This window comes from Klebsiella sp. R445 (assembly GCF_051131755.1).
Taxonomy (GTDB): domain Bacteria; phylum Pseudomonadota; class Gammaproteobacteria; order Enterobacterales; family Enterobacteriaceae; genus Klebsiella; species Klebsiella lignicola.
Genome location: NZ_CP180446.1, coordinates 1,637,419 through 1,663,991 on the forward strand (window position 1 = coordinate 1,637,419; position 26,573 = coordinate 1,663,991).

A 26,573-nucleotide genomic window follows, 5' to 3' on the forward strand; every position below is an offset into this window, starting at 1 on the left:
AGCGTAAACCCGCAATTTGTCTACCCACCCGATAACGCATTCGTGTATATTTATGCACTATTAAAGCATATTAAATAACCAGAAAGCCTGGTAATCCATGAATATCACTACGAAATCGCTATTCATGCAGAAAGATCGACTTTCTTTTTTTTGGCAGGAATTAAACGTTACATGAACAGACAATCATCGCAGCCGCGGGCAATTTATTACGTTGTCGCGCTGCAAATCTGGGAGTATTTCAGTTTCTATGGCATGCGGGCGCTGCTGATTTTATATCTCACCAATCAGCTTAAGTATGACGATAACCACGCCTACGCCCTGTTCAGCGCCTATTGCTCACTGGTTTACGTCACGCCAATCCTCGGTGGTTTTTTGGCCGATAAGCTGCTCGGCAACCGGATGGCGGTGATGCTCGGCGCCCTGTTGATGGCGATCGGCCATCTGGTGCTGGGTGCCAGCGAAATTGCCCCGACCTTCCTCTATCTGTCGCTGGCGATCATCGTCTGCGGCTACGGCTTGTTTAAATCCAACGTCAGCTGCCTGCTGGGCGAACTGTATGAACCGACCGATCCGCGCCGCGATGGCGGCTTCTCGCTGATGTACGCCGCGGGCAATATCGGTTCGATCGTCGCCCCAATCGCCTGTGGCTATGTGCAGGAAGAGTACAGCTGGGCCATGGGCTTCGCCCTCGCCGCCATCGGGATGATTGCCGGGCTGGTGATTTTCCTCTGCGGCGGTCGCCATTTCCGTCATACCGCCGGCGTCAATCGTGAAGCCCTGCGCGCGCGCCACTTTCTGCTGCCGAACTGGGGCTGGTTGCTGGTGCTGCTGGTCGCCGCGCCGCTGCTGATTACCGTTCTGTTCTGGAAGGAGTGGTCGGTCTATGCGCTGATTGTCGCCACCGTCATTGGTCTGCTGGTGCTGGCCCGTATTTATCGCCGGGCAGAAACGGCGAAACAACGCAGCGACCTGCGGCTGATTATCGTTCTGACCGGCTTCAGCTTGCTGTTCTGGGCCTTCGCGCAGCAGGGTGGCAGCTCTATCAGCCTGTATATCGACCGCTTCGTTAATCGTCATGTCATGAGCTACGAAGTGCCGACGGCGATGTTCCAGTCGGTGAACGCCTTCGCGGTGATGCTCTGTGGAATGGTGCTGGCGTGGCTGGTGAAAGAGACGATTAGCGGGAATCGGACGGTGCGGATCTGGGGCAAGTTTGCGCTCGGTCTCGGCCTGATGAGCGCCGGGTTCTGCATTCTGACCTTAAGCGCCCGCTGGTCAGCGACCTACGGCCAGTCATCGATGCCGTTAATGGTGCTGGGTCTTGCGGTGATGGGCTTTGCCGAACTGTTTATCGACCCGGTGGCGATGGCGCAAATCACCCGCATCGAGATCCCCGGCGTGACCGGCGTGCTGACCGGCATCTATATGCTGCTGTCCGGGGCCATCGCCAACTATCTGGCGGGAGTGATTGCGGACCAGACCGCCCAGGGGTCCTTTGATGAAGCCGGCGCGGCCGGTTACGCCATTGATGCCTACATTCATGTTTTCAGCCAGATAACCTGGGGCGCGTTAGCCTGCGTCGGCCTGGTGCTGGTTATCTGGCTATACTCTGCCCTGCGCGTTAAGACTCGCGCGCTGGCGGTGGAGTAGACCCTTTGCTGGCGGCCTCCCAGGCTGCCAGCGTCTCCAGCCGCGCCTGTTTGTGATCGACCAGCGGGCGCGGGTACGCCAGCGTCACGCCTTGCTTATCGGCCCACAGCCACGGCTGATGCAGCGCTTTCTCCGGCACGTCCGCCAGCTCGGGCAGCCATTGACGAATAAACGCCCCCGTCTTATCAAACTTCTCCCCCTGCGTGGTGGGATTAAAAATTCGAAAATAGGGCGCGGCATCGGTGCCGGTCGACGCGGCCCATTGCCAGCCGCCGTTATTGGCCGCCAGGTCGCCATCAATCAGTTGGTTGATAAAATAGCGCTCGCCCGCGCGCCAGTCGACACGCAGGTCCTTCACCAGAAAACTGGCGACAATCATCCGCAAGCGATTATGCATCCAGCCCGTGGCGTTGAGCTGACGCATGGCGGCATCGACAATCGGGAAACCGGTCTGGCCGTTTTGCCACTCCTGTAGCCCCTGCTCATCGTCCCGCCACGCGACCTTATCGGTCCACGCAATAAACGGTCGGCCTTTGCATAGCCGTGGGTAGAACACCATTAAATGGCGGTAAAACTCACGCCAGATGAGCTCATTCAGCCACACCGCCCCCGCCCCACCGTCGAGTGCGGCGGGCTGTTCCACCAGCAGACGATGCAGGCACTGACGTGGAGAAAGCACGCCAACCGCCAGGCAGGGCGACAGCCGGCTGGTGCCTTCCCGAGCGGGAAAATCACGCTGCTGGTCATAATCGGCGACCTGCTGCTGGCAGAAAGTGCGTAGCCGGGCAATGGCCGTTTTTTCGTCGGCGGCAAACAGCTGTGCATCAAACGCCTGCTGCGGGTAGCGGATCTCCGGCCGCGATGTTGGTTGCAGCGACCCGTCGGGACGGACTTTTGGCGCGGCCACGCATTCCGGTAGCGCCTCGCGCAGCCGGCGCAGGAAGGCATTTTTGAATGGCGTAAAGACCTTGTACATCTCGCGATTGCCGGTCAACACGCTGCCGGGGGGCAGCAGCAGCGCATCGTCAAATCCCTGACATACCAGGCCGCTCAGCCTTTTTTCCACCTGCGCATCGCGCTGCCGCTCATTAATTTCGTACTGGTAGTTATAAAACAGGTGGCTCACCTGCCGCTGCGCGCAGTATTCCGCCAGCCGTTCGCCGCTGGCAGCGAAGTCGTCGGCCTCAATCACCTCGAGCGGAATACCGCGCTCGGCCAGTGCAAGCTGCAGACTGTGCAGGTGCTGAGCGATAAATGCCGCCTGACGCGGCGCCATGCCATGCTGGCGCCATTGTTCCGGCGTGGCGATAAACAGCGCCAGCACCGTCGCGTGGGGATCGCGACAGGCCGCAGCCAGCGCGAGGTTGTCATGGATACGTAAGTCCGCGCGAAACCAGACCAGATGAGTGGCCATAAAACTCCTGCAATCAGTGACGTCGTGTTAGACCGATGCTTCCGGCCAGGGGTTAAAATAACGCTGCCCGGCAAGGTAAGTATCAGGAAATTCAGTCATATAGTGTTGCAGGAGGCGCACCGGCGCAAGCAGAGGCTGTCGGCCCAGGCGATAGTCATCGATCAAGGCGACCAGCTCCTGCTTTTGCGCCGCGCTCAAATGCTCACGGAAATAGCCCTGAACATGCATCAGCACGTTAGTATGATTGCGGCGGGTTGAGGGGTGCGCCAGCAGGCTTACCAGACGTTCGCGGTAAGCGACATAAAAGGCCTCCAGCGACGGCCATTGTGCGATATCCGCAACAAACGGGCCGATTTTGCGGTATTCAGGCTGTGAATGGGCCAGCAGGATAAGTTTATAGCGACTGTGGAAGTCGATCAGCTTGCCGCGGGTCAGGCCCTCACGATGCAGCGTATCCAGTTCATGCAGGGTGTACAAACGGGTTTTATCATCGTCCTCTAACCAACTCTCACTCATTGCGGCTCCTTAGGGTTGCACGCCATAAGTGTAGATCAGAAGCGATAAAAAAAACCGCCGGAAAACCGGCGGTCGTGGTGTCTGACGGAGACGATCAGTAAAAGTCAGCGGCGGCTTTTTCAGCCTGGGCCATCCACACTGGCTGCTCGCTGGTCTTCGCCCAGACGCGGTGCAGCCAGCTGTAATAGCGGGCGCGATCTTTCCAGAACAGCATCAGCGGAAATGCCGCTACGCCAGCCACAACGGCGAAGGCACGACGTAAAAAGATTACGTGAGCAGGATAATTTTTGTACAACGTCATAATTTCTCTCCCCTTTGTCAGGCCGGCAATCGACGCCGGTAAAGTCACAATGTCTTTCTGGCTAAAATAATACCGCTTTGCTTGTAATTTTACTACTCATCCGACCACTAAAAGCTGACTATTTAGCCTTTATTTACATTTATCCGGTAAATGAGTTACGAAACAGTTAAATTAATACTAACCATTGGTTAAATTGTGGTTTTTGCGATTTTTATATTTTTTTTACACCGCCGATTCTGATTTTTGCAAAATCTTTGCACCAAAATTCCTATCCTCCAGGTAAATCGTAAAGACACCCGGAGGTGGATTGTGAGTGCAGGCGTCATTGCTGGCGTTACGCTGGTATTCCTGTTGCTGGCTTATTTGGTCTACGCCTTGATAAATGCGGAGGCATTCTGATGGCCGCACAAGGATTTTTACTTATCGCCAGTTTTCTTTTACTGCTGATGGTGCTGGCACGCCCCACAGGGACGCTGCTGGCCAGGATGATTAACGATACCCCGCCCCCGGGTCTTGCCGGTGTTGAACGTGGAATATGGCGGGTTGCCGGTATCAGTACCGAGGAGATGAACTGGTGCCAGTATCTGCTGGCCATTTTGCTGTTCAATGCGTTCGGGCTGTTGGTGCTGTTCGTCCTGTTGTTGTGTCAGGGGGCGCTGCCGTTCAACCCGCAGCATCTGCCCGGACTCTCCTGGGATCTGGCACTGAACACCGCGGTGAGCTTTATCAGCAACACCAACTGGCAGGCCTACGCCGGGGAAAGCACCATGAGCTACCTCAGCCAGATGGTCGGGCTGACGGTGCAGAATTTCCTCTCAGCGGCGACCGGCATCGCGGTGCTTTTTGCCTTTACTCGCGCCTGGTCTCGTCAGCAGGTCACGACCCTGGGCAACGCCTGGGTCGATCTCACCCGCATCACCCTGTGGCTGCTGCTGCCGATCGCTCTGCTGATTGCCGTGTTCTTTATTCAGCAAGGTGTGCCGCAGAACCTCCTGCCGTATCAGGCTTTCACCTCGATCGAGGGCCTGCATCAGTCGCTGCCCATGGGGCCGGTCGCCTCACAGGAAGCGATCAAAATGCTCGGCACCAACGGCGGCGGTTTCTTTAACGCCAACTCCGCTCACCCGTTTGAGAACCCCACCGCGCTGAGCAACATGGTGCAGATGCTGGCGATCTTCTTGATCCCCGCGGCGCTGTGCTTTGCCTTTGGCGACGTGGTCGGCGATCGCCGCCAGGGACATGCGATTTTATGGGCCATGACCCTGATCTTTATCGCCTGCGTGGCGGTGGTGATGTGGGCGGAAACCAAGGGTAACCCGCACCTGCTGACGCTGGGCGCGGACAGCAGCATCAATATGGAAGGCAAAGAGAGTCGCTTTGGCATATTAACCAGCAGCTTGTTTGCAGTTATCACCACCGCCGCCTCCTGTGGCGCGGTGAACGCTATGCATGACTCGTTTACCGCCCTCGGCGGCATGGTCCCGATGTGGCTGATGCAGATCGGCGAAGTGGTCTTCGGCGGCGTCGGCTCCGGGCTGTACGGCATGCTGCTGTTTGTCATGCTGGCGGTGTTTATTGCCGGGCTGATGATCGGCCGTACGCCGGAATATCTCGGTAAGAAGATCGACGTGCGTGAGATGAAGATGATCGCTCTGGCGATTCTGGTGACCCCAACGCTGGTCCTGCTGGGCACCGCGCTGGCAATGATGACCGATACCGGACGCGCGGGGATGTTCAACCCCGGCCCTCACGGCTTCAGCGAAGTACTGTACGCCGTGACCTCCGCCGCCAACAACAACGGTAGCGCCTTTGCCGGTCTCGGCGCGGCTACGCCGTTCTGGAACCTGCTGCTGGCATTTTGCATGTTGGTCGGTCGGTTTGGCGTCATCGTGCCGGTGATGGTGATCGCCGGGTCATTGGTGAAGAAGAAAATCCAGCCCACCGGCGCCGGTACCCTCGCCACCCACGATGTGCTGTTTGTCGGTCTACTGATTGGCACCGTGCTGTTGGTCGGCGCCCTGACCTTTATTCCCGCACTGGCGCTCGGCCCGTTGGCGGAACACTTTTCCTTACTGTAAGTGATGCGGAGCAATCTGTTATGAGTCGCAAACAATTAGCCCTGCTGGAGCCGACGCTGGTGCGCCAGGCGCTGCTGGACGCGGTGAAAAAACTCAGCCCGATGGTTCAGTGGCGCAATCCGGTGATGTTCATCGTCTGGATCGGCAGCCTGATTACCACCCTGCTGGCGGTGGCGATGGCCAGCGGGCATCTCACCGGCAGCGCCGGGTTTACTGCCGCCGTAAGTATCTGGCTGTGGTTTACCGTGCTGTTCGCCAACTTCGCCGAAGCCATGGCCGAGGGCCGCAGTAAAGCCCAGGCCAATAGCCTCAAAGGGGTTAAAAAGACCTCCTTTGCCCGTAAGCTGCGTGCGCCGCAGCATGACGCCCCCATCGACCATATTCCGGCCGATGATTTACGCAAAGGCGACATCGTGCTGGTGGAAGCCGGCGATATCATCCCTTGTGATGGCGAAGTGATCGAAGGCGGCGCCTCGGTGGACGAAAGCGCCATTACCGGCGAGTCCGCGCCGGTGATCCGCGAATCCGGCGGCGACTTTGCCTCGGTGACCGGCGGGACGCGCATTCTCTCCGACTGGCTGGTGATCCGCTGTAGCGTCAATCCGGGGGAAACTTTCCTCGACCGGATGATCGCTATGGTGGAAGGCGCGCAACGCCGTAAAACTCCCAACGAAATTGCGCTGACGATCCTGTTGATCGCCCTGACGCTGGTGTTCCTGCTCGCCACCGCCACCATCTGGCCGTTCTCAGCCTGGAGCGGAAGCGCGGTCAGCGTCACGGTACTGGTCGCCCTGCTCGTGTGCCTGATCCCCACCACCATCGGCGGTCTGCTCTCCGCCATCGGTGTCGCCGGGATGAGCCGCATGCTGGGTGCCAACGTTATCGCCACCAGCGGGCGGGCGGTGGAAGCCGCGGGCGACGTCGACGTACTGCTGCTGGATAAAACCGGCACCATTACCCTCGGCAACCGCCAGGCCTCGGCCTTCCTGCCGGCTCAGGGAGTAGAAGAAAAAACCCTCGCCGATGCCGCTCAGCTCTCCTCGCTGGCGGATGAGACACCGGAAGGTCGCAGCATCGTGATACTGGCGAAACAGCGCTTTAACCTGCGCGAACGGGATCTGCAGTCGCTGCACGCGACCTTTGTCCCCTTCACTGCCCAGACCCGCATGAGCGGTATTAACATCGATAGCCGCATGATCCGTAAAGGCTCCGTCGATGCCATTCGCCGCCACGTTGAGGCCAATGGCGGGCACTTTCCGGCGGATGTCGATAAGCAGGTGGAGGAAGTTGCCCGTCTGGGGGCGACGCCGCTGGTGGTGGCCGAAGGTGAACGCGTGCTGGGAGTCATTTCGCTGAAAGACATTGTCAAAGGCGGGATTAAAGAGCGCTTCGCTCAACTGCGTAAGATGGGCATCAAAACGGTGATGATCACCGGTGATAACCGCCTGACCGCCGCGGCGATTGCCGCCGAAGCGGGCGTCGATGACTTCCTTGCCGAAGCGACTCCGGAGGCAAAACTGGCGCTGATTCGCCAGTATCAGTCCGAAGGACGACTGGTGGCGATGACCGGCGACGGTACCAATGACGCCCCGGCGCTGGCGCAGGCGGATGTGGCGGTGGCAATGAACTCCGGTACCCAGGCGGCGAAAGAGGCCGGCAACATGGTGGACCTCGACTCGAACCCGACCAAGCTGATTGAAGTGGTCCATATCGGTAAGCAGATGCTGATGACCCGTGGTTCGTTAACCACCTTCAGTATCGCCAACGACGTGGCGAAGTATTTCGCCATTATCCCGGCCGCCTTTGCCGCGGTTTACCCGCAGCTCGCGATGCTGAACGTCATGCACCTGCACTCGCCGGCGTCGGCCATTCTGAGCGCGGTTATCTTTAACGCGCTGATTATCGTCTTCCTGATCCCGCTGGCGCTGAAGGGGGTGAGCTATCGCCCGCTGTCCGCTTCCGCCATGCTGCGACGCAACCTGTGGGTCTATGGCCTCGGCGGGTTGCTGGTGCCGTTTATCGGCATCAAAGCTATCGATCTGTTACTGACCCTGACCGGGCTGCTGTGAGGAAATGACCATGACATTGATTCGACCGGCACTTGTGCTATTTATTCTGTTAATGCTGATCACCGGCGGCGTCTATCCCCTGCTGACCACCGCGCTCGGGCAGTGGTGGTTCCCCCAGCAGGCCAACGGTTCGTTGATCCGCATCGCCGGTGAAGTGCGCGGCTCCAGCCTGATTGGCCAGAACTTTACCGACGCGGGCTATTTCCAGGGACGCCCGTCGGCAACCGCAGAGACGCCGGATAATCCGCTGGCCTCCGGCGGCAGTAACCTCGCTGCCAGCAACCCGGCGATGGATAAGGCTATCAGCGAACGCGTCGCCGCGCTGCGTCAGGCCAATCCGGATGCTGACCCACGCGTTCCGGTAGAGCTGGTCACCGCGTCGGCGAGCGGGCTGGATAGTCATCTTACGCCGCCGGCAGCGCTCTGGCAGGTGCCGCGCATCGCCAAAGCCCGTGGCCTCAGCGCTGAACAGCTGACCCGGATGGTCATTGAGGCAACCGAAAAACCGCTGGTCAGTTTTCTCGGTCAACCTGTGGTAAATATAGTGCAACTGAATATGGCACTGGATGCCCTGAAGGATAAGTAACATGAGTGACGAGCCGCTGCGCCCTGACCCGGACCGCCTGTTGCAACATACCGGCGAGCCGCATCGTGGCAAGCTAAAAGTGTTCTTTGGCGCCTGTGCCGGGGTCGGAAAAACCTGGGCCATGTTAGCCGAAGCGCAGCGGCTCCGCGCTCAGGGGCTCGATATTCTGATCGGCGTGGCGGAAACCCACGGGCGCAAAGAAACCGCGGCGATGCTCGAGGGGCTAAGTACCCTCCCCCAGCGCCGCCTTTCACATCGGGGGCGCTACGTCCACGAGTTCGATCTCGACGCCGCGCTGGCACGCCGCCCGGCGCTGATCCTCGTAGATGAACTGGCGCACAGCAACGCCCCGGGATCGCGCCACCCCAAACGCTGGCAGGATGTCGAAGAGCTGCTTGATGCCGGGATTGACGTCTTTACCACGGTAAATGTCCAGCACCTGGAGAGCCTGAACGATGTCGTCAGCGGCATTACCGGCGTGCAGGTGCGCGAAACCGTCCCCGATCCTTTCTTTGACGCCGCCGACGACGTGGTGTTGGTCGACCTGCCTCCCGACGATCTCCGCCAGCGCCTGAACGAGGGCAAGGTCTATATTGGCGGCCAGGCCGAGCGGGCTATCGAGAACTTTTTCCGCAAAGGGAACCTGATCGCCTTGCGCGAGCTGGCTTTGCGGCGCACCGCCGACCGGGTGGATGAGCAGATGCGCGCCTGGCGCGATCACCAGGGCCAGGAGAAAGTCTGGCATACCCGCGATACCATTTTGCTGTGCATCGGCCACAACACCGGCAGTGAAAAGCTGGTGCGCGCCGCCGCGCGTCTGGCCGCCCGACTCGGCAGCATCTGGCACGCGGTGTACGTCGAAACTCCGTCCCTGCACCGCCTGCCGGAAGCCAAACGCCGGGCGATCCTCGCGGCCCTGCGGCTTGCTCAGGAGCTGGGGGCGGAAACGGCAACCCTCTCCGACCCACACGAAGAAAAGGCGGTGCTGCACTACGCCCGGGAACATAACCTCGGCAAAATCGTCATCGGTCGCCAGGGCAAGCGCCGCTGGTGGAGCCGTACCGGGTTTGCCGACCGCCTTGCGCGCTACGCGCCAGACCTCGATCTGGTGGTCATCGCCCTCGATGAAAAAAGCGCCCCCCTGCCCGCGCGAGCGAACGATACCCGAACCACCATGGAAAAGTGGCGCCTGCAGATCCAGGGCTGCTTTGTGGCACTCGCACTGTGCGCGGTCATTACGTTGGTGGCGATGCAATGGCTGGTTGGTTTCGAAGCCGCCAACCTGGTGATGCTCTATCTACTCGGCGTGGTGATCATCGCCCTGCTGTACGGCCGCTGGCCGTCGGTGCTGGCGACGGTGATTAACGTGGTCAGCTTCGATCTGTTTTTTGTCTCGCCGCGCGGTACGCTTGCGGTCTCCGACGTGCAATACCTGCTGACCTTCGGGGTGATGCTGACCGTCGGCCTGCTGATCGGGAATCTCACCGCCGGCGTCCGCTACCAGGCGCGCGTGGCGCGCTACCGCGAGCAGCGCACCCGTCATCTGTATGAGATGTCAAAAGCGCTGGCGGTCGGGCGCAGCGAGGATGATATTGCCGCCACCAGTGAGCGCTTTATCGCCTCAACCTTTCAGGCCCGCGGCCAGCTACTGTTGCCCGACGGCAGCGGCAAGCTGCATCCGCTGACCCAGCAGCCCGGCCTGACTTCATGGGATGATGCCATCGCCCGCTGGAGCTTCGATAAGGGCCAGCCGGCCGGAGCCGGTACCGACACGCTGCCCGGCGTTCCCTATCAAATTTTACCGCTGAAAAGCGCCACCCGAACCTGGGGGCTGCTGGTGGTTGAACCGGATAACCTGCGTCAGTTGATGATCCCCGAACAGCAGCGCCTGCTGGAGACCTTTACGCTGCTGGTCGCCAGCGCGCTGGAGCGCCTGACGCTGACCGCCAGCGAGGAGCAAGCTCGCCTCAACAGCGAGCGGGAAAGCCTGCGTAACTCGCTGCTGGCAGCCCTCTCCCATGATTTACGTACCCCGCTGACCGTTTTGTTCGGCCAGGCGGAGATCCTGACCCTCGACCTCGCCAGCGAAGGCTCGAAACATGCGCCCCAGGCCAATGAAATTCGCCAGCACGTGCTCAACACTACCCGGCTGGTGAACAATCTGCTGGATATGGCGCGCATCCAGTCCGGCGGTTTTAACCTGCATAAAGAGTGGCTGACCCTCGAAGAGGTGATTGGCAGCGCCTTACGGATGCTGGAGCCGGGCCTTGGCGGGCAACATATTCAGCTGGCGTTACCCGACCCGCTGCTGCTGGTTCACGTCGATGGCCCGCTGTTTGAACGGGTACTGATCAACCTGCTGGAGAATGCCTGGAAATATGCCGGTTCCCAGGCGCAGATCGGCATCAGCGCGCAGGCCGACGAGAACCAGCTGCTATTGAGCGTGTGGGATAACGGCCCAGGGCTCCCACACGGCAAGGAACAGGCTATCTTTGATAAGTTCGCCCGCGGACATAAGGAGTCGGCGATCCCTGGCGTTGGGCTGGGGCTGGCCATCTGCCGGGCAATCGTCGAAGTGCACGGTGGAACCATCAGCGCCTACACGCGACCGGAAGGCGGTGCCTGCTTCCGTGTTACACTGCCGCGAGAAACGCCCCCGGAGCTGGATGAGTGGCATGGCGCTGCCTGACCCGGCAGCGGTGACATTCCCCGGCGCGAGTCCGTGTTTATCCTGGGCGTTTCAGGCGCAGCATCGCTTATCTGTCTGAACGGGAAGAACTGGTGATTAACGTACTCATTATCGAAGATGAACATGCCATCCGTCGCTTTCTGCGCACCGCGCTGGAAGCCGACGGCATGCGCGTATTTGAAGCCGATACCCTGCAACGGGGCCTGATTGAAGCCGCCACCCGCAAACCTGATTTAACGATCCTTGACCTTGGTCTGCCCGATGGCGACGGCAATGAATTTATCCGTGAGGTGCGTCAGTGGAGCCAGATGCCGATTTTGGTGCTGTCGGCCCGCACCGAGGAGCACGATAAAATCGCGGCGCTGGACGCCGGAGCCGATGACTATCTCAGTAAACCTTTTGGTATCGGTGAGCTGCAGGCCCGGTTGCGGGTGGCTTTGCGCCGCCACGCCGGGACACAGGCGGATGAGCCGGTAGTGCGTTTCGCGGATATCCAGGTCGATATTCCGGCTCGTCGAATTGTTCGCGGCGAAGAAGAGATCCACCTGACCCCCATTGAGTTTCGGCTGCTGAGCGCCCTGCTGAGTAATCCCGGTAAAGTGCTCACCCAACGCCACCTGCTCAATCAGGTGTGGGGACCGAATGCGGTGGAGCACAGCCACTATTTACGCATTTATATGGGGCATCTGCGGCAAAAGCTGGAGGTCGATCCGGCGCGTCCGCAGCATCTGCTGACCGAAACCGGCATTGGTTATCGCTTTATGCCATAACCCGGCGCAACAAAAAAGGGCTCCATGAATATCATGGAACCCTTTTATCACGATCTGCCGCTTAACCCATGCGCCAGATTGTCACCTGACTCAGGCGTTTTTCAGCACTTCGCTGACGATCTCAACCGCTTCTTTCTCGATCTGCTTGCGGTGGGCTTCGCCAAGGAAGCTCTCGCAGTAAATCTTATAGGCATCTTCGGTGCCTGACGGACGCGCGGCAAACCAGCCGTTGTCGGTCATCACTTTCAGACCGCCAATCGAGGCGCCGTTGCCCGGTGCCGCAGTCAGGCGGGCGGTGATCGGATCACCTGCCAGCTGGCTGGCGCTGACCATTTCCGGAGACAGTTTCGACAGCGCCGCTTTCTGTGCGGAAGTTGCCGATGCCTGCAGACGGTTGTAGCTCGGCGCGCCGAAGCGGGCAGCCAGTTCGTCATAGTGCTGCTGCGGGTTTTTACCGGTGACCGCGGTGATTTCAGCGGCCAGCAGGCACATGATAATCCCGTCTTTGTCGGTCGACCACGGCGTACCATCAAAGCGCAGGAACGATGCACCGGCGCTCTCTTCGCCGCCGAAGCCGAAGCTGCCGTCGAACAGACCGTCAACAAACCATTTGAAGCCAACCGGCACTTCCACCAGCTTGCGGCCCAGGTCGTTTACCACCCGGTCGATCATCGCGGAAGAGACCAGTGTTTTACCGACGGCCACATCCTGTCCCCACTGCGGACGGTGCTGGAACAGGTAGTTAATCGCCACCGCCAGATAGTGGTTCGGGTTCATCAGACCAGCCGGCGTCACGATACCGTGGCGGTCATAATCCGGATCGTTGGCAAAGGCCAGATCGAACTTATCGCGCAGTGCCAGCAGGCCCGCCATTGCACACTCAGAGGAGCAGTCCATGCGGATCGCGCCGTCTTTATCGAGGTGCATAAAGCGGAAGGTTTGATCGACATGATCGTTAACGATGGTCAGATCAAGCTTGTAGAATTCTGCGATGCGTTTCCAGTATTCGATACCGGAACCACCGAGAGGGTCGACGCCGAGCTTCAGGCCAGCTTTCTGGATTGCCGCCATATCGACGATATCCGCCAGCCCTTCGATAAACGGCTGCACCAGGTCCTGCTCTTTCACATGACCAGATGCCAGCGCCGCGTCGAGAGAGATGCGTTTGACGCCCTGCAGGCCAGCGGCCAGCAGTTCGTTGGCACGGTTCTCAACCACTTTGGTGACGTTGGTATCAGCCGGGCCGCCGTTTGGCGGATTGTATTTGATACCACCATCTTCCGGCGGGTTGTGGGACGGCGTAATCACGATGCCATCCGCCAGCGGGCCACCTTTTTTATTGTGCACCAGAATAGCGTTGGAAATGGCCGGTGTCGGGGTGAAACCGTTGTTTTCCTGCACGATAACATCAACACCGTTCGCCGCCAGCACTTCCAGTACGGAAATGAAAGCAGGCTCAGAGAGCGCGTGGGTGTCTTTACCAACGTAGCATGGACCGGTGATACCGTTCTTCGCGCGATCTTCAGCAATCGCCTGAGCGATCGCCAGAATGTGCTGCTCATTGAAGTTATGGCGAGCCGCACTGCCGCGATGGCCTGAGGTCCCGAACTTCACGGCATGCTCCGCATTGCCCACTTCCGGCTTCAGTACATAGTACTGCGCGGTCAACTGAGCGACGTTAATCAAATCACTCTGTTGTGCAGGTTGCCCCGCACGCTTATCGATTGCCATTGCCTGATCCTTCTGATGCAAGGTGAATAAAACTAGATCGTGCCGCAGACTTTCTCAATTAATTCCGCAGGGAACTGCATCGACTGCATGATGTGTTCAATCATGCTGCACTTGCGGCCGGTATTGGTATTGGTGATGACCCACCACGGCGTACCCGGAACCTGTTTCGGCTTGGTCTGGTTGCCGCTTTTCAGCAGGATCCGCGAATCTTCTGCAAAGTAGACGCGGGTACGTCCGTGCAGAGACTCGGTCGCCTCGGAAAACGCTTTATTGTCCAGAGAATAGAGCGTCGTCAGGATCAACATAAAACGGTTAACCGCACGTTTTTGTTCGGCGTACTCATCTGATAACAGCAGTTCGCGCATGGCACGGACTTTATCTTTCGCCGGGTTCGCGGGTTTAACCTCAACGACAGGAGTCGCTGACGGTGCCGGAGCCGCTTTCGCGATCGGTGCGGTAGTCTGGGAAGCGGCGGAAAATTTCAGCATGCGCCGTAAAATGTCGGATGCACTCTCACCAATATGCTGGGTGTGGCTGGCAATATAGCGATAGAGATCATCATCAACTTCAATTGTTTTCATCTTAATCCAGTGCGATATCTTATTCTGAATACAAGTTGTCAGGATTATAAGGACAAATCCTGACCGCGAATAGCGTCAAACCAGGATGGCGGTAAAACTCAGATAGCTCTGGGTCTTGCAGCCGGATGGCAGAATGTCCAACATAATACCCTAACCCGACGAAGCGAAAAAAAGAACTTTGCCATGAAATTAAATAGCCGCGCGCAATCTGCACAAAATCCGCACAATAATTCTCCTGTCATCCTCGTCCACGGCCTGTTCGGCAGTCTCGACAACCTCGGGATCCTCGCTCGCGATCTGGTCAGCGACCACGATGTTGTGCAGGTTGATATGCGAAATCATGGGCTCTCCCCTCGTTCACCAGAGATGAGCTATGCGGCGATGGCGCAGGATCTGATCGATACGCTGGACGATCGACAGATTGAGAAAGCCACGTTTATCGGTCATTCGATGGGCGGTAAAGCGGTGATGGCGCTCAGCGCCGTGGCCGCCGATCGCATTGATGGCCTGGTCGCTATCGATATTGCCCCTGTGGATTATCACGTGCGTCGCCACGACGAAATTTTTGCCGCTATTAACGCCGTCACCGAAGCCGCCGCGACCTCTCGCCAGCAGGCAGCCGCCGTGATGCGCGAACATCTGCAGGAAGAAGGGGTGATTCAGTTCCTGCTGAAATCCTTCGTCGATGGCCAGTGGCGCTTTAATGTGCCGGTGCTATGGGACCAGTACCCGCATATTGTGGGCTGGGAACCTATTCCGGCGTGGCCGCATCCGGCGCTGTTTATCCCTGGCGGGAATTCACCTTACGTCACCGATGCCTATCGTAACACCCTGCTCGCCCAGTTCCCGCAGGCGCGGGCGCATGTGATTGCCGGGGCCGGCCACTGGGTCCATGCCGAGAAACCGGAGGCCGTTTTGCGCGCAATTCGCCGCTATCTGAGCACACGACAGGCCTAACTGGCTAAAAACTGCCCGACCGCGCAGCAGAATGCCCGCGGTCGTTGGCGCAGCGGTTCGCCTGATGTATTATGGCGCGCTATCTGTGTCGGCTATAGCCCGACAACCTGTTTCCCCGAAGTCACTCAGAATCATGGCAAAAGAACAAACGGACCGTACGACATTAGATTTGTTCGCAACCGAGCGGCGCCCGGGAAGACCAAAGACCAATCCGCTTGCGCGCGATGAACAACTGCGCATCAACAAACGTAATCAGCTCAAACGCGATAAAGTTCGCGGGCTGAAGCGTGTTGAGCTAAAACTCAACGCGGAGGCAGTAGACGCACTCAATGAGCTGGCGGAAGCACGCAATATGAACCGCAGCGATTTGATCGAAGAGATACTCATGACTCAGTTGGCTGCCCTGCATCGCCAGGATAAAGCCTGAAAATCCTCAAAAAAACGCTTTCATGTAGCAGAGTGTGCAGTCGGGCGTGATTGCTGTTTCCGCGCCCGCGCCTGTTCTGCTATGATTGCCGTTATCTGCGGGCATTACGCCACTACCACATTATTAAGTTTCAAGAGGTTATTTTACTCATGGCAATCATCGGCATCTTTTTTGGCAGCGACACGGGCAACACCGAGAATATTGCAAAAATGATTCAGAAGCAGCTTGGTAAAGATGTTGCTGATGTTCACGACATTGCCAAGAGCAGCAAAGAAGATCTGGAAGCCTACGACATTCTGCTGCTCGGCATTCCTACCTGGTACTACGGTGAAGCGCAGTGCGACTGGGACGATTTCTTCCCGACGCTGGAAGAGGTCGACTTCAACGGTAAACTGGCTGCACTGTTTGGCTGCGGCGACCAGGAAGACTATGCAGAATATTTCTGTGATGCATTAGGCACCATTCGCGACATTATCGAGCCGCGCGGCGCCACTATCGTGGGTCACTGGCCGACGGCGGGCTACCATTTTGAAGCCTCTAAAGGCCTGGCGGATGACGACCACTTCGTCGGTCTGGCTATCGATGAAGATCGCCAGCCTGAATTGACCAACGAACGTGTCTCTCAGTGGGTGAAGCAGATTTCTGAAGAGCTGCACCTCGAAGAAATCAAAAACGCATAATGATAAAACGGCGTTACCTTATGGTTTCGCCGCTTTGATAGGTAAAAGCAATAAAACTAATAGCTACAAGTTTTTAACTTTTAACCACATATCTGTACAATGTCCTCTGATTCGATGAGGTCAGGTGACGCAGTTTGTAACTGGCACCTCGTTTTTAACAGCATACAAGGCACGATGCTTGCGGTTTTCATTTCAACATGGCAGTTCTATAATGAGACGCATTACATCGGGTGATTCTCTGTATTACTTCCGCTGATGGAAGTAGATCGATTAGCAACAGGACAGATTCCGCATGACTGACAACAATACCGCATTAAAGAAGGCTGGCCTGAAAGTCACACTTCCACGATTAAAAATCCTGGAAGTTTTACAGGAACCGGATAACCATCACGTCAGTGCGGAAGATTTATACAAACGCCTGATCGACATGGGTGAAGAAATTGGTCTGGCTACCGTATACCGCGTACTGAACCAGTTTGATGATGCTGGCATTGTTACCCGCCATAATTTCGAAGGCGGTAAATCTGTTTTCGAACTGACGCAGCAGCATCATCACGATCACCTTATTTGCCTCGATTGTGGCAAAGTGATCGAGTTCAGTGATGACTCTATTGAAGCGCGCCAGCGTGAAATCGCTACCCGTCACGGCATTCGTCTGACCAACCACAGCCTGTACCTGTACGGCCACTGTGCAGAAGGCGACTGCCGCGAAGATGAGCATGCACACGACGCGGTGGAAAAATAAGTTTCCCGCCGCGCAAACAGCAAAAAGCCAACCTGACGGTTGGCTTTTTTTATGCGCTGATGGCAGAAGGCTATCAGGGCTTGGTATTGTTGCTGCGGATCTCTTTCCAGATCTGGTCGCAACGCGCTTTCACGGCCTGATCGTTGCCGGTGCGGGTCGCCAGAATACACTGCTGGTAATCGAGGACACGCACGCTTTCCTGATTTGCGAACTGCTGATGCTGCTTATCTTCTTTCAGCACATCCAGCACGCTCTGGCAGGCCTGGACCTTGTCCGGGTTGCCTTCCGCGGTATTAATGCAGGCGCTGTAGGCATCTTTCAGTTTTGCATCTTCTTTCGGCGCGGGAGACTGCGTACAGGCTACCAACCCTGATGCCATTATCGCGATGAGCAACAGTTTTTTCATCATTAACCTCTCAGAGTTGCGGCAGGTTCAGGCCTGCCGCGACGGCATCAGAAAATAGTGAACGGGGCAATAACCATGAATTTCACGTCACGCTCATCCTGGAAGATGTTGCCATAACCACCGCTCCAGCTCGGGATATCGGAGTGGTTGTCGTATTGCGTGAAGTGCAGTTTGAACAACGTGCCTTTGGCGCGCCCGTCCTGGACGGTGTACATGGCATCCAGGCTGTAGGCCGACTCTTTCAGACGAGTATCCGCGTTGTAGTAAGCGTCCGGCGTAGACATTCTTCCCGGCTTAGCATCCCAGGCGTAAACGTATGATGCACCAAACGCCCAGCCCGGCATGTTCCAGTTTTTCATGTCATACATCGCGCCGAAGAACACCGCTTTTTCGCCGTTGGCGTTGAAGTCAGAGCGGTTATCCCACCACACATCAAGACGACCGTTGGACGACGCATAGGTCGGGGTCATACGCTGCAGGAAGTAACCCTGCTGGCCATCGGCTTTCACCCAGGTCCCTTCCAGACGCAGGTCGAGCACATCAGCGACCTTGTAACCGAAGGTCAATGCCTGCAGCCAGGCGGTACCGTCGTAAATATCGTTGCTGCCGCCGTTGCTGACTTTGTCACGCGTACCGTAGAACTGGTAGCTGGTGTTTAACGGCGTACCGGCAATATCAAATTTGTAGCTGGCTTTGGCAAAATACTGGTCGATATAACCTTCAGCCTGACCAAACGCCGCTTCCAGCACGAGGTCATTTTTAAAATCGTATTTGGCGCCCAGCGAGTGCAGATAATCGACTTTGGTTTTCTTGTCGTTCTGATAGAACTCATCCATTTCGATGTGCCATGGCGCTTTGTATTCGTTCGTCCACATGTAGGAGAAACTCAGCGCACCGGCGTCGCCGTAATCAAAATTGGCCCCGGCTTCAGCCCCCTGGTAAGTACCCGGCATAAAGCTCCAGTGCGGAGCCAGCAGCGTTTGCCCGGTTGGCTGGATATAACCGGCACGCGCCCATACCGGGCCATATTTAAATTTCGCCGCAGCCTTATACAGGCTGATCCCGCTCTTATCGCCAGAGTAATCTTCGTCATACGCTTTATTTCGTGAAGAGAAGGCAATTTCGTTCGGGTGTCCGCTCTCGCTGCTTTCCGCCATTTCGATGGCGGTAAAGGCCGCCACGTCAAGACCGAACATATCGGCAGCATAACCGGACTGGAAGTCGAGGTTGGCGTTCCAGGTGGAGTGAGAAAGGTTGGTTTTGTACTGATCGCCGTCGGTCACATCTTTACGGTCACGCTCACGCTGCCAGTAATAGATACCGCCGGTTAATGTGGAATCATCAATAAATCCTGCTGCGCTGGCCTGCGGGACAACGATCCAGCTCGACATCGCGGTGACGGCGGCAATAGCCAACGCCAGCGTACTACGTTTGCCACTAAACGTACGCATGTGCATATCCTCTTTGACGTTTTAAAAGCGGTGCCAAGGGCAAACCGCGAAAAAATAAATAAGACTGCTAAAAAGTGGAGCGGTAAAAATCCGCCTGACCACTATTGATAGACTATTTTTCGTGACGCGAATTATCAATCTCTTTCGCCGACCAAAGCTTAAGATTATGACAAAGCGCACATATTCCATTTCTTTTTGTTACAATATTAGGCGTCATACTTTTGTCGCTTAAGTAATTGCAAAATCAGGATAAAATAGAAAATGAAAGCGCTTACAATGGTTTTTCACGCCATAATCGCCGATAGACCAGGCGCGAAATTCAACCAGTTGCAAACAAGATTAATTCGCATCACGAAAATAACCGAACCCGCTTTCTTGAGCGTCGCTTCAGCGGGAATATTTGCCGTCCCCACCTCCCTTCGAAATTCAATGCTCTACAGTTAATCTCATCACTGTCTTATAAAAGTTATTCACACCATGCGTTTTGAGTTAACGACCTATTTTCAGGGGCGATTCTGGCTGCTGCTGGCGGTTTGCGCGGCGCTAATAAGCTATTTCTTACTGCCGCGAGGATTGGGGACGATTCAGCGCGCATTGATTAGCTGGAACGTGCTGGCGTGGCTGTATTTGCTGTTTATGTGGTTGCGAATGCTGTCAACCAAAGTCAGCGACATACCGCGTATCGCCAGACGACAGGACCAGAGCGCGACCCTGGTATTAACCCTGATGATACTCGCCTGTTCGGCCAGCATCATTACCATCCTCAGCGAGCTTTCCACCCTGAAAGCGCTGACCGGTGGCACCCGGGTACTGCACCTGGTGCTGACGGCAACCACCCTGATTGCCTCCTGGACCTTATTACCCAGCTCTTTCGCCATGCATTACGCGCACCGGTATTACCTGACCCTCAGCGATGAGGTCACCCCGATGATTTTTGCAGAAAAGCCCGACGCGCCGGGTTATTGGGATTTTCTCTACTACTCCTTCACTATCGCCGTCGCCTCGCAAACCGCAGATGTGGCTACGGGGACCACCGACATGCGTAAAATAACCCTGCTCCAGTCGGTTATCTCATTCATCTTTAATCTCATTATTCTTGGTCTATCGGTAAATGTCGGGGCCGGATTATTAAGTTAGCGACGGAAATGGCCGGCAGGATGCGCCAGGCAATGCCTGAGCGGCTATTGTCAGCAAAGAGGTCGTGACAGGTGAGATAAAAAAACGCCGCTTAGCGCGGCGTTTTTGATGGCGATATGCGACGCGGATTTATGCGCCGATTTTTGCCCAGGTATCACGTAGGCCCACGGTGCGGTTAAACACCAGATGGGTCGCGGTAGCATAACGGCTATCGAGGCAGAAATAACCTTCACGCTCGAACTGATAGGCTTTGCTGGCCTGTGCTTCCGCCAGGCTCGGCTCCGCGAAGCCGTGCTTAATCACCAGCGATTTCGGGTTCATAACCGTCAGGAAATCGTCTTCTGCGCCTGGGTTCGGCACGCTGAACAGACGATCGTAGAGACGGATTTCAACCGGCAGCGCGTGTGCTGCGCTGACCCAGTGGATCACGCCTTTCACCTTACGGCCATCGGCAGGATCTTTGCTCAGCGTATCGGCGTCGTAGGTACAGAAGATGGTGGTGATAGTCCCTTCGTCATCCTTCTCTACGCGTTCGGCTTTGATCACGTAGGCATTGCGCAGGCGCACTTCTTTGCCCAGCACCAGACGCTTGTACTGCTTGTTGGCTTCTTCACGGAAGTCGGCGCGGTCAATCCAGATCTCAGCGCTGAACGGAACGTCACGGCTGCCCATCTCCGGTTTGTTCGGATGATTCGGCATCGTCACCATTTCGCTGTCGCCCTGCGGGTAGTTTTCGATAACCAGTTTAACCGGATCGATCACCGCCATCGCACGCGGGGCGTTTTCGTTGAGATCTTCACGGATGCAGGATTCCAGCGACGCCATCTCAATGGTGTTGTCTTGCTTGGTCACGCCAATGCGCTTGCAGAACTCGCGGATGGACTCGGCGGTATAGCCACGACGACGCAGACCGGAAATAGTCGGCATACGCGGGTCGTCCCAGCCTTCAACATGTTTCTCGGTCACCAGCTGGTTCAGCTTACGCTTGGACATCACGGTGTATTCGAGATTCAGGCGCGAGAATTCATACTGACGCGGGTGAACCGGGATGCTGATGTTGTCCAGCACCCAGTCATACAGGCGACGGTTGTCCTGGAACTCCAGAGTACACAGCGAATGGGTAATGCCTTCCAGCGCATCGCTGATGCAGTGCGTAAAGTCGTACATCGGGTAGATGCACCACTTGCTGCCGGTCTGGTGGTGATCGGCGAATTTAATCCGGTACAGCACCGGATCGCGCATCACGATAAACGGCGATGCCATATCGATTTTCGCACGCAGGCAGGCTTTGCCCTCTTCAAAACCACCGGCACGCATTTTTTCAAACAGCGCCAGGTTCTCTTCCACACTGCGATCGCGATACGGGCTGTTTTTTCCCGGTGCTTTCAGCGAACCGCGGTATTCGCGAATTTCATCCGCCGACAGTTCGTCAACGTAGGCCAGGCCTTTGTTAATCAGCTCAACGGCATACTGGTGCAGTTGATCAAAATAATCAGACGAGTAGCAAACTTCCCCGGACCAGTGGAAACCTAACCACTGCACGTCGTTTTTAATCGACTCAACGTATTCGATATCTTCTTTCACCGGGTTGGTGTCATCGAAACGCAGATTGCATTGGCCTTGATAATCCTGAGCAATACCGAAGTTCAGGCAAATAGATTTTGCATGGCCAATGTGCAGATAACCGTTCGGTTCCGGTGGGAAACGCGTGTGAACGGTGGTGTGCTTACCAGTAGCCAGATCTTCATCAATGATCTGACGAATAAAGTTAGTCGGGCGGGCTTCTGCCTCACTCATCGTGGGTTCCTCAAAGCGTAAACAACGTATAACGGCACATGATCTTACAAGCAGGACGTAGTGACAACTATTAGTTACGCAAAATCGCTGTCTGAAGATGATTATGGGGTCATTTGCTGTAAAAAAAAGCGGCGGAGGTTTCCCCCCGCCGCTCAGGCATAAACTCTACTCAGGAGCCTTACTTGCCTTTAATCTCATACAGTGGCGTCTGGCCAGCGATAACCTTACCGGTCGCCAGAATCACCAGCGCGCTGTAATCGTCGCTGTTGCTGCAGACTACCGGGCTGATCATTGAGCGTGCATTGGCATTCAGGAAGTCGAGATCCATTTCCAGAATTGGCTGGCCGGCTTTGACTTCCGCACCCTCTTCTACCAGGCGTTTGAAGCCCTTGCCTTCCAGGGCGACGGTATCGATGCCCATATGGACAACAATTTCCGCGCCGTTTTCGGTTTCCAGACAGAACGCGTGGTTGGTATTGAAGATCTTAACCACTGTCCCTGCCGCTGGCGCGACCACGGTTTTATCCGTCGGTTTCACCGCCACACCGTCGCCGACAGCTTTGCTGGCGAAGGCTTCATCAGGTACCTGCTCCAGCGCCACGATATCACCGGTAATTGGCGATACCAGCGCCTCAATGGTTTTGGCATTCGCTACGGCCTGCGGTTTTGCGGCAGCCGTCGCTGCGGGTGCGCTTGCCGTGGCCGCTGCTGCGGCAACCGGACCGGTGGTCTTCATGGCGTTAGCAATTTTTTCGGCGACGAAGCCAACGATGATCTGGACGCTGGTTTTGTTCAGGCGAATCACGCCAGAAGCCCCCAGTTTTTTCGCCAGTGCTTCATTCACTAATGCGGAGTCTTTAACGTTCAGACGCAGACGGGTGATACAGGCGTCGATACCGGTCAGGTTGTCAGAACCGCCGACGGCGGCAATGTACTGACGCGCCAGACCTGCAACATCCTGCTCTTTATCACCGCTCACATTCACATCCTGACCATCTGCTTCGCTGCCGGCAACCGCCAGTTCACGACCTGGGGTCATCAGGTTGAATTTAGTGATGGTGAAGCGGAACACCACGTAGTAAATCACGAAGAACACCAGACCCTGCGGGATCAGCATGTACCAGTGAGTTGCCAGCGGGTTACGAACCCAAAGCATCATATCCACCAGACCGGCGCTGAAGCCAAAGCCTGAGATCCAATGCATGCTCGCTGCAATAAAGACAGAAAGACCAGTCAACACGGCGTGAATGAAATACAGCACCGGCGCCACGAACATGAAGGAGAATTCCAGCGGTTCGGTGATACCGGTAAAGAAGGCAGCAAATGCACCCGCCATCATAATACCCAGCACTTTCGCTTTATTCTCAGGACGCGCGCAGTGATAGATAGCCAGCGCCGCACCCGGCAGACCGAACATCATGATCGGGAAGAAGCCCGCCTGATAACGACCGGTGATACCGATTTCCGCTTTACCCGCCGCGATAGACTGTGCACCACCGAGGAAGTTAGGAATATCGTTGATACCGGCCACGTCAAACCAGAATACGGAGTTCAGCGCGTGGTGCAGACCAACCGGGATCAGCAGACGGTTGAAGAACGCATAGATACCTGCGCCCGCAGAACCGAGTTTCTGGATGTGCTCACCGAAGTTTACCAGACCGCCAAAAATGATCGGCCAGATGTACATCAGGATAAACGCGACGGCGATCATCACAAACGAGGTGAGGATTGGCACCAGACGGCGGCCGCTGAAGAACGACAACGCTTTCGGCAGTTCAACGCCGCTGAAGCGGTTGTACAGTTCGGCGGAGATAATACCGACAAGGATACCGACGAACTGGTTTTCGATTTTACCGAAAGCCGCCGGGACTTGATCCAGAGGAATCTTCTGGATCATCGACACTGCAGCAGGAGAACAAAGCGTGGTCAACACAAGGAAGCCCACAAAACCGGTCAGTGCCGCAGCACCATCTTTATCTTTGGACATACCGTAAGCCACACCAATGGCGAACAGTACGGACATGTGGTCGATGATAGCCGAACCGGATTTGATCAGCAGCGCCGCTAGAGCGTTGTCGCCACCCCAGCTAACCGGGTCAATCCAGTAACCGACACCCATTAAGATCGCTGCCGCTGGCAGCGTGGCGACCGGCACCATCAGTGCGCGACCAACCTTTTGTAAATAGCCTAGAATGCTCACTTTATTCCCCCTATTAGACCCCGTAAGGCTCGTGTAAAGCCATTTTTTTATTGTGTAACCAGGTCAGATTTTTAACTTACTGGTAAAGTGTGTTGAAAATTAATTCGTATCGCAAATTAATTACGTATTTTTTGTGACTATAATCACCAAATATCGTATTAACCCCTCCCGATGGCTGGCTAACTTCGAAAACTTATTTTATCATTCAAAAAATCAACACGGATTGACCCCGGTCGGCGTAGAGACTGCAATACTCTTAATAGTATGCTGGCGCCAATCCGCCAGGTTCTAATTTAACTATAGAGGTGAAGAATGAGACTGATCCCCCTGGTAACCGCTGAACAAGTCGGCAAATGGGCCGCTCGCCATATCGTTAATCGCATCAATGCGTTCAAACCGACAGCAGACCGTCCGTTTGTCCTTGGTCTGCCTACCGGTGGCACCCCTCTGACCGCTTACAAAGCGCTGGTTGAGATGCACAAATCAGGCCAGGTCAGCTTCAAACATGTTGTCACCTTCAACATGGACGAATACGTTGGTCTGCCGAAAGAGCATCCGGAAAGCTATCATAGCTTCATGCATCGCAACTTCTTTGATCACGTTGATATTCCGGCGGAAAACATTAACCTTCTGAATGGTAACGCGCCAGATATCGATGCAGAGTGCCGTCGTTATGAAGAAAAAATCCGCTCTTACGGCAAAATTAACCTGTTTATGGGCGGCGTGGGCAACGACGGACACATCGCGTTCAACGAACCAGCTTCTTCTCTGGCTTCTCGTACCCGCATTAAAACCCTGACCCATGACACCCGCGTGGCAAACTCCCGCTTCTTCGACGGCGACGTTGATCTGGTACCAAAATACGCCCTGACCGTTGGCGTGGGTACTCTGCTGGATGCCGAAGAAGTGATGATTCTGGTGCTGGGCCATCAGAAAGCGCTGGCGCTGCAGGCGGCGGTAGAAGGCAACGTCAACCATATGTGGACCATCACCTGTCTGCAGCTGCACCCGAAAGCGGTTGTGGTCTGCGACGAGCCGTCCACCATGGAGCTGAAAGTGAAGACGTTGAAATACTTCAATGAATTAGAAGCCGAAAACGTCAAAGGGCTGTAAGGTAGTCTGGTCCTGCGGCCCGTCCGCGGGACATTTCATTTTTTTGATGCGCCCGCTCCCCTCTCGCTACCCAGGCCTGGTCTGGAGAAGCCAGCGGCAGGAGCGTGCGTGAACCGGGGGTCGTAATGTATGCATTAACCCAAGGCCGGATTTATACCGGCCATGAAATTTTGGATGACCATGCGATTGTTATCGCTGATGGCCTTATCGAACGTATCTGTTCACTGGCTGATTTACCGTCTGGGATTGAGCAACGCTCGGTCAATGGCGCCATTCTTGCCCCCGGTTTTATCGACGTCCAGCTGAATGGCTGCGGCGGCGTGCAGTTTAACGACAGCCCTGATGCGGTCACTGTCGACACGCTGGAAATCATGCAAAAAGCCAACGAACGTTCTGGCTGCACCAGCTATCTGCCGACGCTGATCACCTCCAGCGACGAGCTGATGAAACAGGGCGTGCGCGTGATGCGCGAGTACCTGCAAAAACATCCGAACCAGGCGCTGGGCCTGCACCTCGAAGGCCCGTGGCTGAACATGGTGAAGAAAGGCACGCACAACCCGGATTATGTTCGCAAACCGGATGCGGCGCTGGTTGATTTCCTGTGTGAAAACGCCGATGTGATTACCAAAGTAACGCTTGCGCCTGAGCGCGTCGGTAGCGAAGTGATTCGCCAGCTGGTTGCGGCCGGGATCGTGGTGTCCGCCGGGCATTCCAACGCCACATTGAAAGAGGCAAAAGCAGGCTTCCGCGCTGGCATCACCTTCGCCACGCACCTGTATAATGCGATGCCGTATATTACCGGGCGTGAACCGGGCCTGGCGGGCGCGATTTTCGACGAGCCGGACGTCTACTGCGGTATTATCGTCGACGGGATGCACGTCGATTATGCTAATGTGCGAAATGCAAAACGCCTCAAAGGTGACAAGCTGTGTCTGGTCACCGATGCCACCGCCCCGGCGGGTGCAGAGATTGAGCAGTTCATTTTTGCTGGTAAAACAATATACTACCGGAATGGGCTGTGCGTGGATGAAAACGGAACCCTCAGCGGGTCTTCACTGACCATGATTGAAGGTGTCCGGAACCTCGTCGAACATTGCGGTATTGCGCTGGACGAAGTGTTGCGGATGGCAACCCTCTACCCTGCACGCGCGATTGGCGTAGAACAGCAGCTCGGCAGCATCGCACCGGGAATGGTCGCTAACCTGACCGCCTTTACCCGCGATTATAAAATCATCAAGACCATCGTTAATGGTAACGAGGTCGTCACTGAGTAAG

The 26,573-nt window shown here is 56.2% G+C and carries 22 protein-coding genes and 1 pseudogene; 14 read left to right on the plus strand and 9 right to left on the minus strand.

What is annotated here, in order from left to right; genetic code table 11:
- The first annotated feature begins 171 nt into the window (after positions 1 to 171).
- A complete protein-coding gene (dtpD, locus tag ACMYSN_RS07635) occupies positions 172 to 1,650 on the plus strand; it encodes an MFS transporter (protein WP_462497581.1) in 1,479 nt (492 codons plus the stop codon).
- On the opposite strand, the gene phrB is transcribed toward dtpD, so the two are convergent.
- The 3 genes and pseudogenes from phrB to ACMYSN_RS07650 form a co-directional block, all read right to left on the minus strand.
- On the minus strand, positions 1,622 to 3,064 hold the full coding sequence (gene phrB, locus ACMYSN_RS07640) for a deoxyribodipyrimidine photo-lyase (protein ID WP_462497582.1): 1,443 nt from the start codon (positions 3,062 to 3,064) through the stop codon (positions 1,622 to 1,624). The genes dtpD and phrB overlap by 29 nt on opposite strands.
- 27 nt (positions 3,065 to 3,091) lie before the next feature.
- Positions 3,092 to 3,544: pseudogene (locus tag ACMYSN_RS07645) on the minus strand (DUF1722 domain-containing protein); the annotation flags it as partial.
- A gap of 130 nt (positions 3,545 to 3,674) precedes the next feature.
- On the minus strand, positions 3,675 to 3,881 hold the full coding sequence (locus ACMYSN_RS07650; protein ID WP_123755978.1) for a DUF2517 family protein: 207 nt from the start codon (positions 3,879 to 3,881) through the stop codon (positions 3,675 to 3,677).
- A 309-nt stretch (positions 3,882 to 4,190) separates the two neighbouring features.
- Between ACMYSN_RS07650 and kdpF the strand changes: the two genes are divergently transcribed.
- From kdpF to kdpE, 6 genes are all read left to right on the plus strand, one after another.
- Complete coding sequence (gene kdpF / locus ACMYSN_RS07655; RefSeq protein ID WP_123755977.1) at positions 4,191 to 4,280, plus strand: K(+)-transporting ATPase subunit F; 90 nt, start codon at positions 4,191 to 4,193, stop codon at positions 4,278 to 4,280.
- Positions 4,280 to 5,959, plus strand: a complete 1,680-nt coding sequence (gene kdpA / locus ACMYSN_RS07660; protein WP_462497583.1) for a potassium-transporting ATPase subunit KdpA — start codon at positions 4,280 to 4,282, stop codon at positions 5,957 to 5,959. The genes kdpF and kdpA overlap by 1 nt, the downstream gene beginning before the upstream one ends.
- A gap of 20 nt (positions 5,960 to 5,979) precedes the next feature.
- Complete coding sequence (gene kdpB, locus ACMYSN_RS07665) at positions 5,980 to 8,028, plus strand: potassium-transporting ATPase subunit KdpB (RefSeq protein ID WP_123755975.1); 2,049 nt, start codon at positions 5,980 to 5,982, stop codon at positions 8,026 to 8,028.
- Between the two features lie 10 nt (positions 8,029 to 8,038).
- Entirely contained in the window at positions 8,039 to 8,614 is a 576-nt protein-coding gene (gene kdpC / locus ACMYSN_RS07670) for a potassium-transporting ATPase subunit C (protein ID WP_462497584.1), read from the plus strand.
- Between the two features lies 1 nt (position 8,615).
- Complete coding sequence (gene kdpD, locus ACMYSN_RS07675) at positions 8,616 to 11,303, plus strand: sensor histidine kinase (RefSeq protein WP_462497585.1); 2,688 nt, start codon at positions 8,616 to 8,618, stop codon at positions 11,301 to 11,303.
- A gap of 92 nt (positions 11,304 to 11,395) precedes the next feature.
- Positions 11,396 to 12,073 carry a response regulator transcription factor KdpE gene (gene kdpE / locus ACMYSN_RS07680; protein WP_462497586.1) on the plus strand — a complete coding sequence of 226 codons (678 nt, stop codon included), beginning with the start codon at positions 11,396 to 11,398 and terminating at the stop codon, positions 12,071 to 12,073.
- A gap of 90 nt (positions 12,074 to 12,163) precedes the next feature.
- Here the strand turns inward: kdpE and pgm are convergent, their stop codons facing one another.
- Together pgm and seqA are read right to left on the minus strand one after the other, a co-directional pair.
- Positions 12,164 to 13,804: a phosphoglucomutase (alpha-D-glucose-1,6-bisphosphate-dependent) gene (gene pgm, locus ACMYSN_RS07685; RefSeq protein WP_434585899.1), complete on the minus strand. Its 1,641-nt coding sequence runs from the start codon at positions 13,802 to 13,804 to the stop codon at positions 12,164 to 12,166.
- Positions 13,805 to 13,836: 32 nt separating this feature from the next.
- Entirely contained in the window at positions 13,837 to 14,385 is a 549-nt protein-coding gene (gene seqA / locus ACMYSN_RS07690) for a replication initiation negative regulator SeqA (protein ID WP_123755971.1), read from the minus strand.
- 183 nt (positions 14,386 to 14,568) lie between these two features.
- Between seqA and ybfF the strand changes: the two genes are divergently transcribed.
- The 4 genes from ybfF (at position 14,569) to fur (ending at position 17,194) form a co-directional block, all read left to right on the plus strand.
- Positions 14,569 to 15,342, plus strand: coding sequence for an esterase (ybfF, locus tag ACMYSN_RS07695; protein ID WP_462497587.1), 774 nt, complete (start codon positions 14,569 to 14,571; stop codon positions 15,340 to 15,342).
- Between the two features lie 133 nt (positions 15,343 to 15,475).
- Complete coding sequence (gene ybfE, locus ACMYSN_RS07700) at positions 15,476 to 15,769, plus strand: LexA regulated protein (RefSeq protein ID WP_174508396.1); 294 nt, start codon at positions 15,476 to 15,478, stop codon at positions 15,767 to 15,769.
- 149 nt (positions 15,770 to 15,918) lie between these two features.
- Positions 15,919 to 16,449 carry a flavodoxin gene (gene fldA, locus ACMYSN_RS07705; RefSeq protein ID WP_462497588.1) on the plus strand — a complete coding sequence of 177 codons (531 nt, stop codon included), beginning with the start codon at positions 15,919 to 15,921 and terminating at the stop codon, positions 16,447 to 16,449.
- A gap of 292 nt (positions 16,450 to 16,741) precedes the next feature.
- A complete protein-coding gene (gene fur / locus ACMYSN_RS07710; RefSeq protein ID WP_123755968.1) occupies positions 16,742 to 17,194 on the plus strand; it encodes a ferric iron uptake transcriptional regulator in 453 nt (150 codons plus the stop codon).
- A gap of 73 nt (positions 17,195 to 17,267) precedes the next feature.
- On the opposite strand, the gene ACMYSN_RS07715 is transcribed toward fur, so the two are convergent.
- Entirely contained in the window at positions 17,268 to 17,600 is a 333-nt protein-coding gene (locus ACMYSN_RS07715; RefSeq protein WP_123755967.1) for a ChiQ/YbfN family lipoprotein, read from the minus strand.
- 47 nt (positions 17,601 to 17,647) lie between these two features.
- Entirely contained in the window at positions 17,648 to 19,051 is a 1,404-nt protein-coding gene (gene chiP / locus ACMYSN_RS07720) for a chitoporin ChiP (protein WP_462497589.1), read from the minus strand.
- A gap of 477 nt (positions 19,052 to 19,528) precedes the next feature.
- On the opposite strand from chiP, the gene ACMYSN_RS07725 reads away from it, so the two are divergent.
- Complete coding sequence (locus ACMYSN_RS07725; RefSeq protein ID WP_462497590.1) at positions 19,529 to 20,188, plus strand: DUF1345 domain-containing protein; 660 nt, start codon at positions 19,529 to 19,531, stop codon at positions 20,186 to 20,188.
- Between the two features lie 129 nt (positions 20,189 to 20,317).
- On the opposite strand, the gene glnS is transcribed toward ACMYSN_RS07725, so the two are convergent.
- Together glnS and nagE are read right to left on the minus strand one after the other, a co-directional pair.
- The gene (gene glnS / locus ACMYSN_RS07730; RefSeq protein WP_462497591.1) at positions 20,318 to 21,985 is read right to left on the minus strand and encodes a glutamine--tRNA ligase; all 1,668 of its coding nucleotides are present in this window, start codon (positions 21,983 to 21,985) and stop codon (positions 20,318 to 20,320) included.
- Between the two features lie 178 nt (positions 21,986 to 22,163).
- Positions 22,164 to 24,185: an N-acetylglucosamine-specific PTS transporter subunit IIBC gene (gene nagE / locus ACMYSN_RS07735; RefSeq protein WP_462497592.1), complete on the minus strand. Its 2,022-nt coding sequence runs from the start codon at positions 24,183 to 24,185 to the stop codon at positions 22,164 to 22,166.
- A 312-nt stretch (positions 24,186 to 24,497) separates the two neighbouring features.
- Between nagE and nagB the strand changes: the two genes are divergently transcribed.
- Together nagB and nagA are read left to right on the plus strand one after the other, a co-directional pair.
- A complete protein-coding gene (gene nagB, locus ACMYSN_RS07740; RefSeq protein ID WP_123755961.1) occupies positions 24,498 to 25,298 on the plus strand; it encodes a glucosamine-6-phosphate deaminase in 801 nt (266 codons plus the stop codon).
- Between the two features lie 125 nt (positions 25,299 to 25,423).
- Entirely contained in the window at positions 25,424 to 26,572 is a 1,149-nt protein-coding gene (nagA, locus tag ACMYSN_RS07745; RefSeq protein ID WP_123755960.1) for an N-acetylglucosamine-6-phosphate deacetylase, read from the plus strand.
- Position 26,573: the final 1 nt, after the last annotated feature.

Excerpts from the sequence above, each read along its gene's own strand:
- dtpD (WP_462497581.1), top strand. The coding sequence starts at position 172 with ATGAACAGACAATCATCGCAGCCGCGGGCAATTTATTACGTTGTCGCG.
- phrB (WP_462497582.1), bottom strand. The coding sequence starts at position 3,064 with ATGGCCACTCATCTGGTCTGGTTTCGCGCGGACTTACGTATCCATGAC.
- ACMYSN_RS07650 (WP_123755978.1), bottom strand. The coding sequence starts at position 3,881 with ATGACGTTGTACAAAAATTATCCTGCTCACGTAATCTTTTTACGTCGT.
- kdpA (WP_462497583.1), top strand. The coding sequence starts at position 4,280 with ATGGCCGCACAAGGATTTTTACTTATCGCCAGTTTTCTTTTACTGCTG.
- kdpB (WP_123755975.1), top strand. The coding sequence starts at position 5,980 with ATGAGTCGCAAACAATTAGCCCTGCTGGAGCCGACGCTGGTGCGCCAG.
- kdpC (WP_462497584.1), top strand. The coding sequence starts at position 8,039 with ATGACATTGATTCGACCGGCACTTGTGCTATTTATTCTGTTAATGCTG.
- kdpD (WP_462497585.1), top strand. The coding sequence starts at position 8,616 with ATGAGTGACGAGCCGCTGCGCCCTGACCCGGACCGCCTGTTGCAACAT.
- pgm (WP_434585899.1), bottom strand. The coding sequence starts at position 13,804 with ATGGCAATCGATAAGCGTGCGGGGCAACCTGCACAACAGAGTGATTTG.
- seqA (WP_123755971.1), bottom strand. The coding sequence starts at position 14,385 with ATGAAAACAATTGAAGTTGATGATGATCTCTATCGCTATATTGCCAGC.
- ybfF (WP_462497587.1), top strand. The coding sequence starts at position 14,569 with ATGAAATTAAATAGCCGCGCGCAATCTGCACAAAATCCGCACAATAAT.
- ybfE (WP_174508396.1), top strand. The coding sequence starts at position 15,476 with ATGGCAAAAGAACAAACGGACCGTACGACATTAGATTTGTTCGCAACC.
- fldA (WP_462497588.1), top strand. The coding sequence starts at position 15,919 with ATGGCAATCATCGGCATCTTTTTTGGCAGCGACACGGGCAACACCGAG.
- fur (WP_123755968.1), top strand. The coding sequence starts at position 16,742 with ATGACTGACAACAATACCGCATTAAAGAAGGCTGGCCTGAAAGTCACA.
- ACMYSN_RS07715 (WP_123755967.1), bottom strand. The coding sequence starts at position 17,600 with ATGAAAAAACTGTTGCTCATCGCGATAATGGCATCAGGGTTGGTAGCC.
- chiP (WP_462497589.1), bottom strand. The coding sequence starts at position 19,051 with ATGCGTACGTTTAGTGGCAAACGTAGTACGCTGGCGTTGGCTATTGCC.
- ACMYSN_RS07725 (WP_462497590.1), top strand. The coding sequence starts at position 19,529 with ATGCGTTTTGAGTTAACGACCTATTTTCAGGGGCGATTCTGGCTGCTG.
- glnS (WP_462497591.1), bottom strand. The coding sequence starts at position 21,985 with ATGAGTGAGGCAGAAGCCCGCCCGACTAACTTTATTCGTCAGATCATT.
- nagB (WP_123755961.1), top strand. The coding sequence starts at position 24,498 with ATGAGACTGATCCCCCTGGTAACCGCTGAACAAGTCGGCAAATGGGCC.
- nagA (WP_123755960.1), top strand. The coding sequence starts at position 25,424 with ATGTATGCATTAACCCAAGGCCGGATTTATACCGGCCATGAAATTTTG.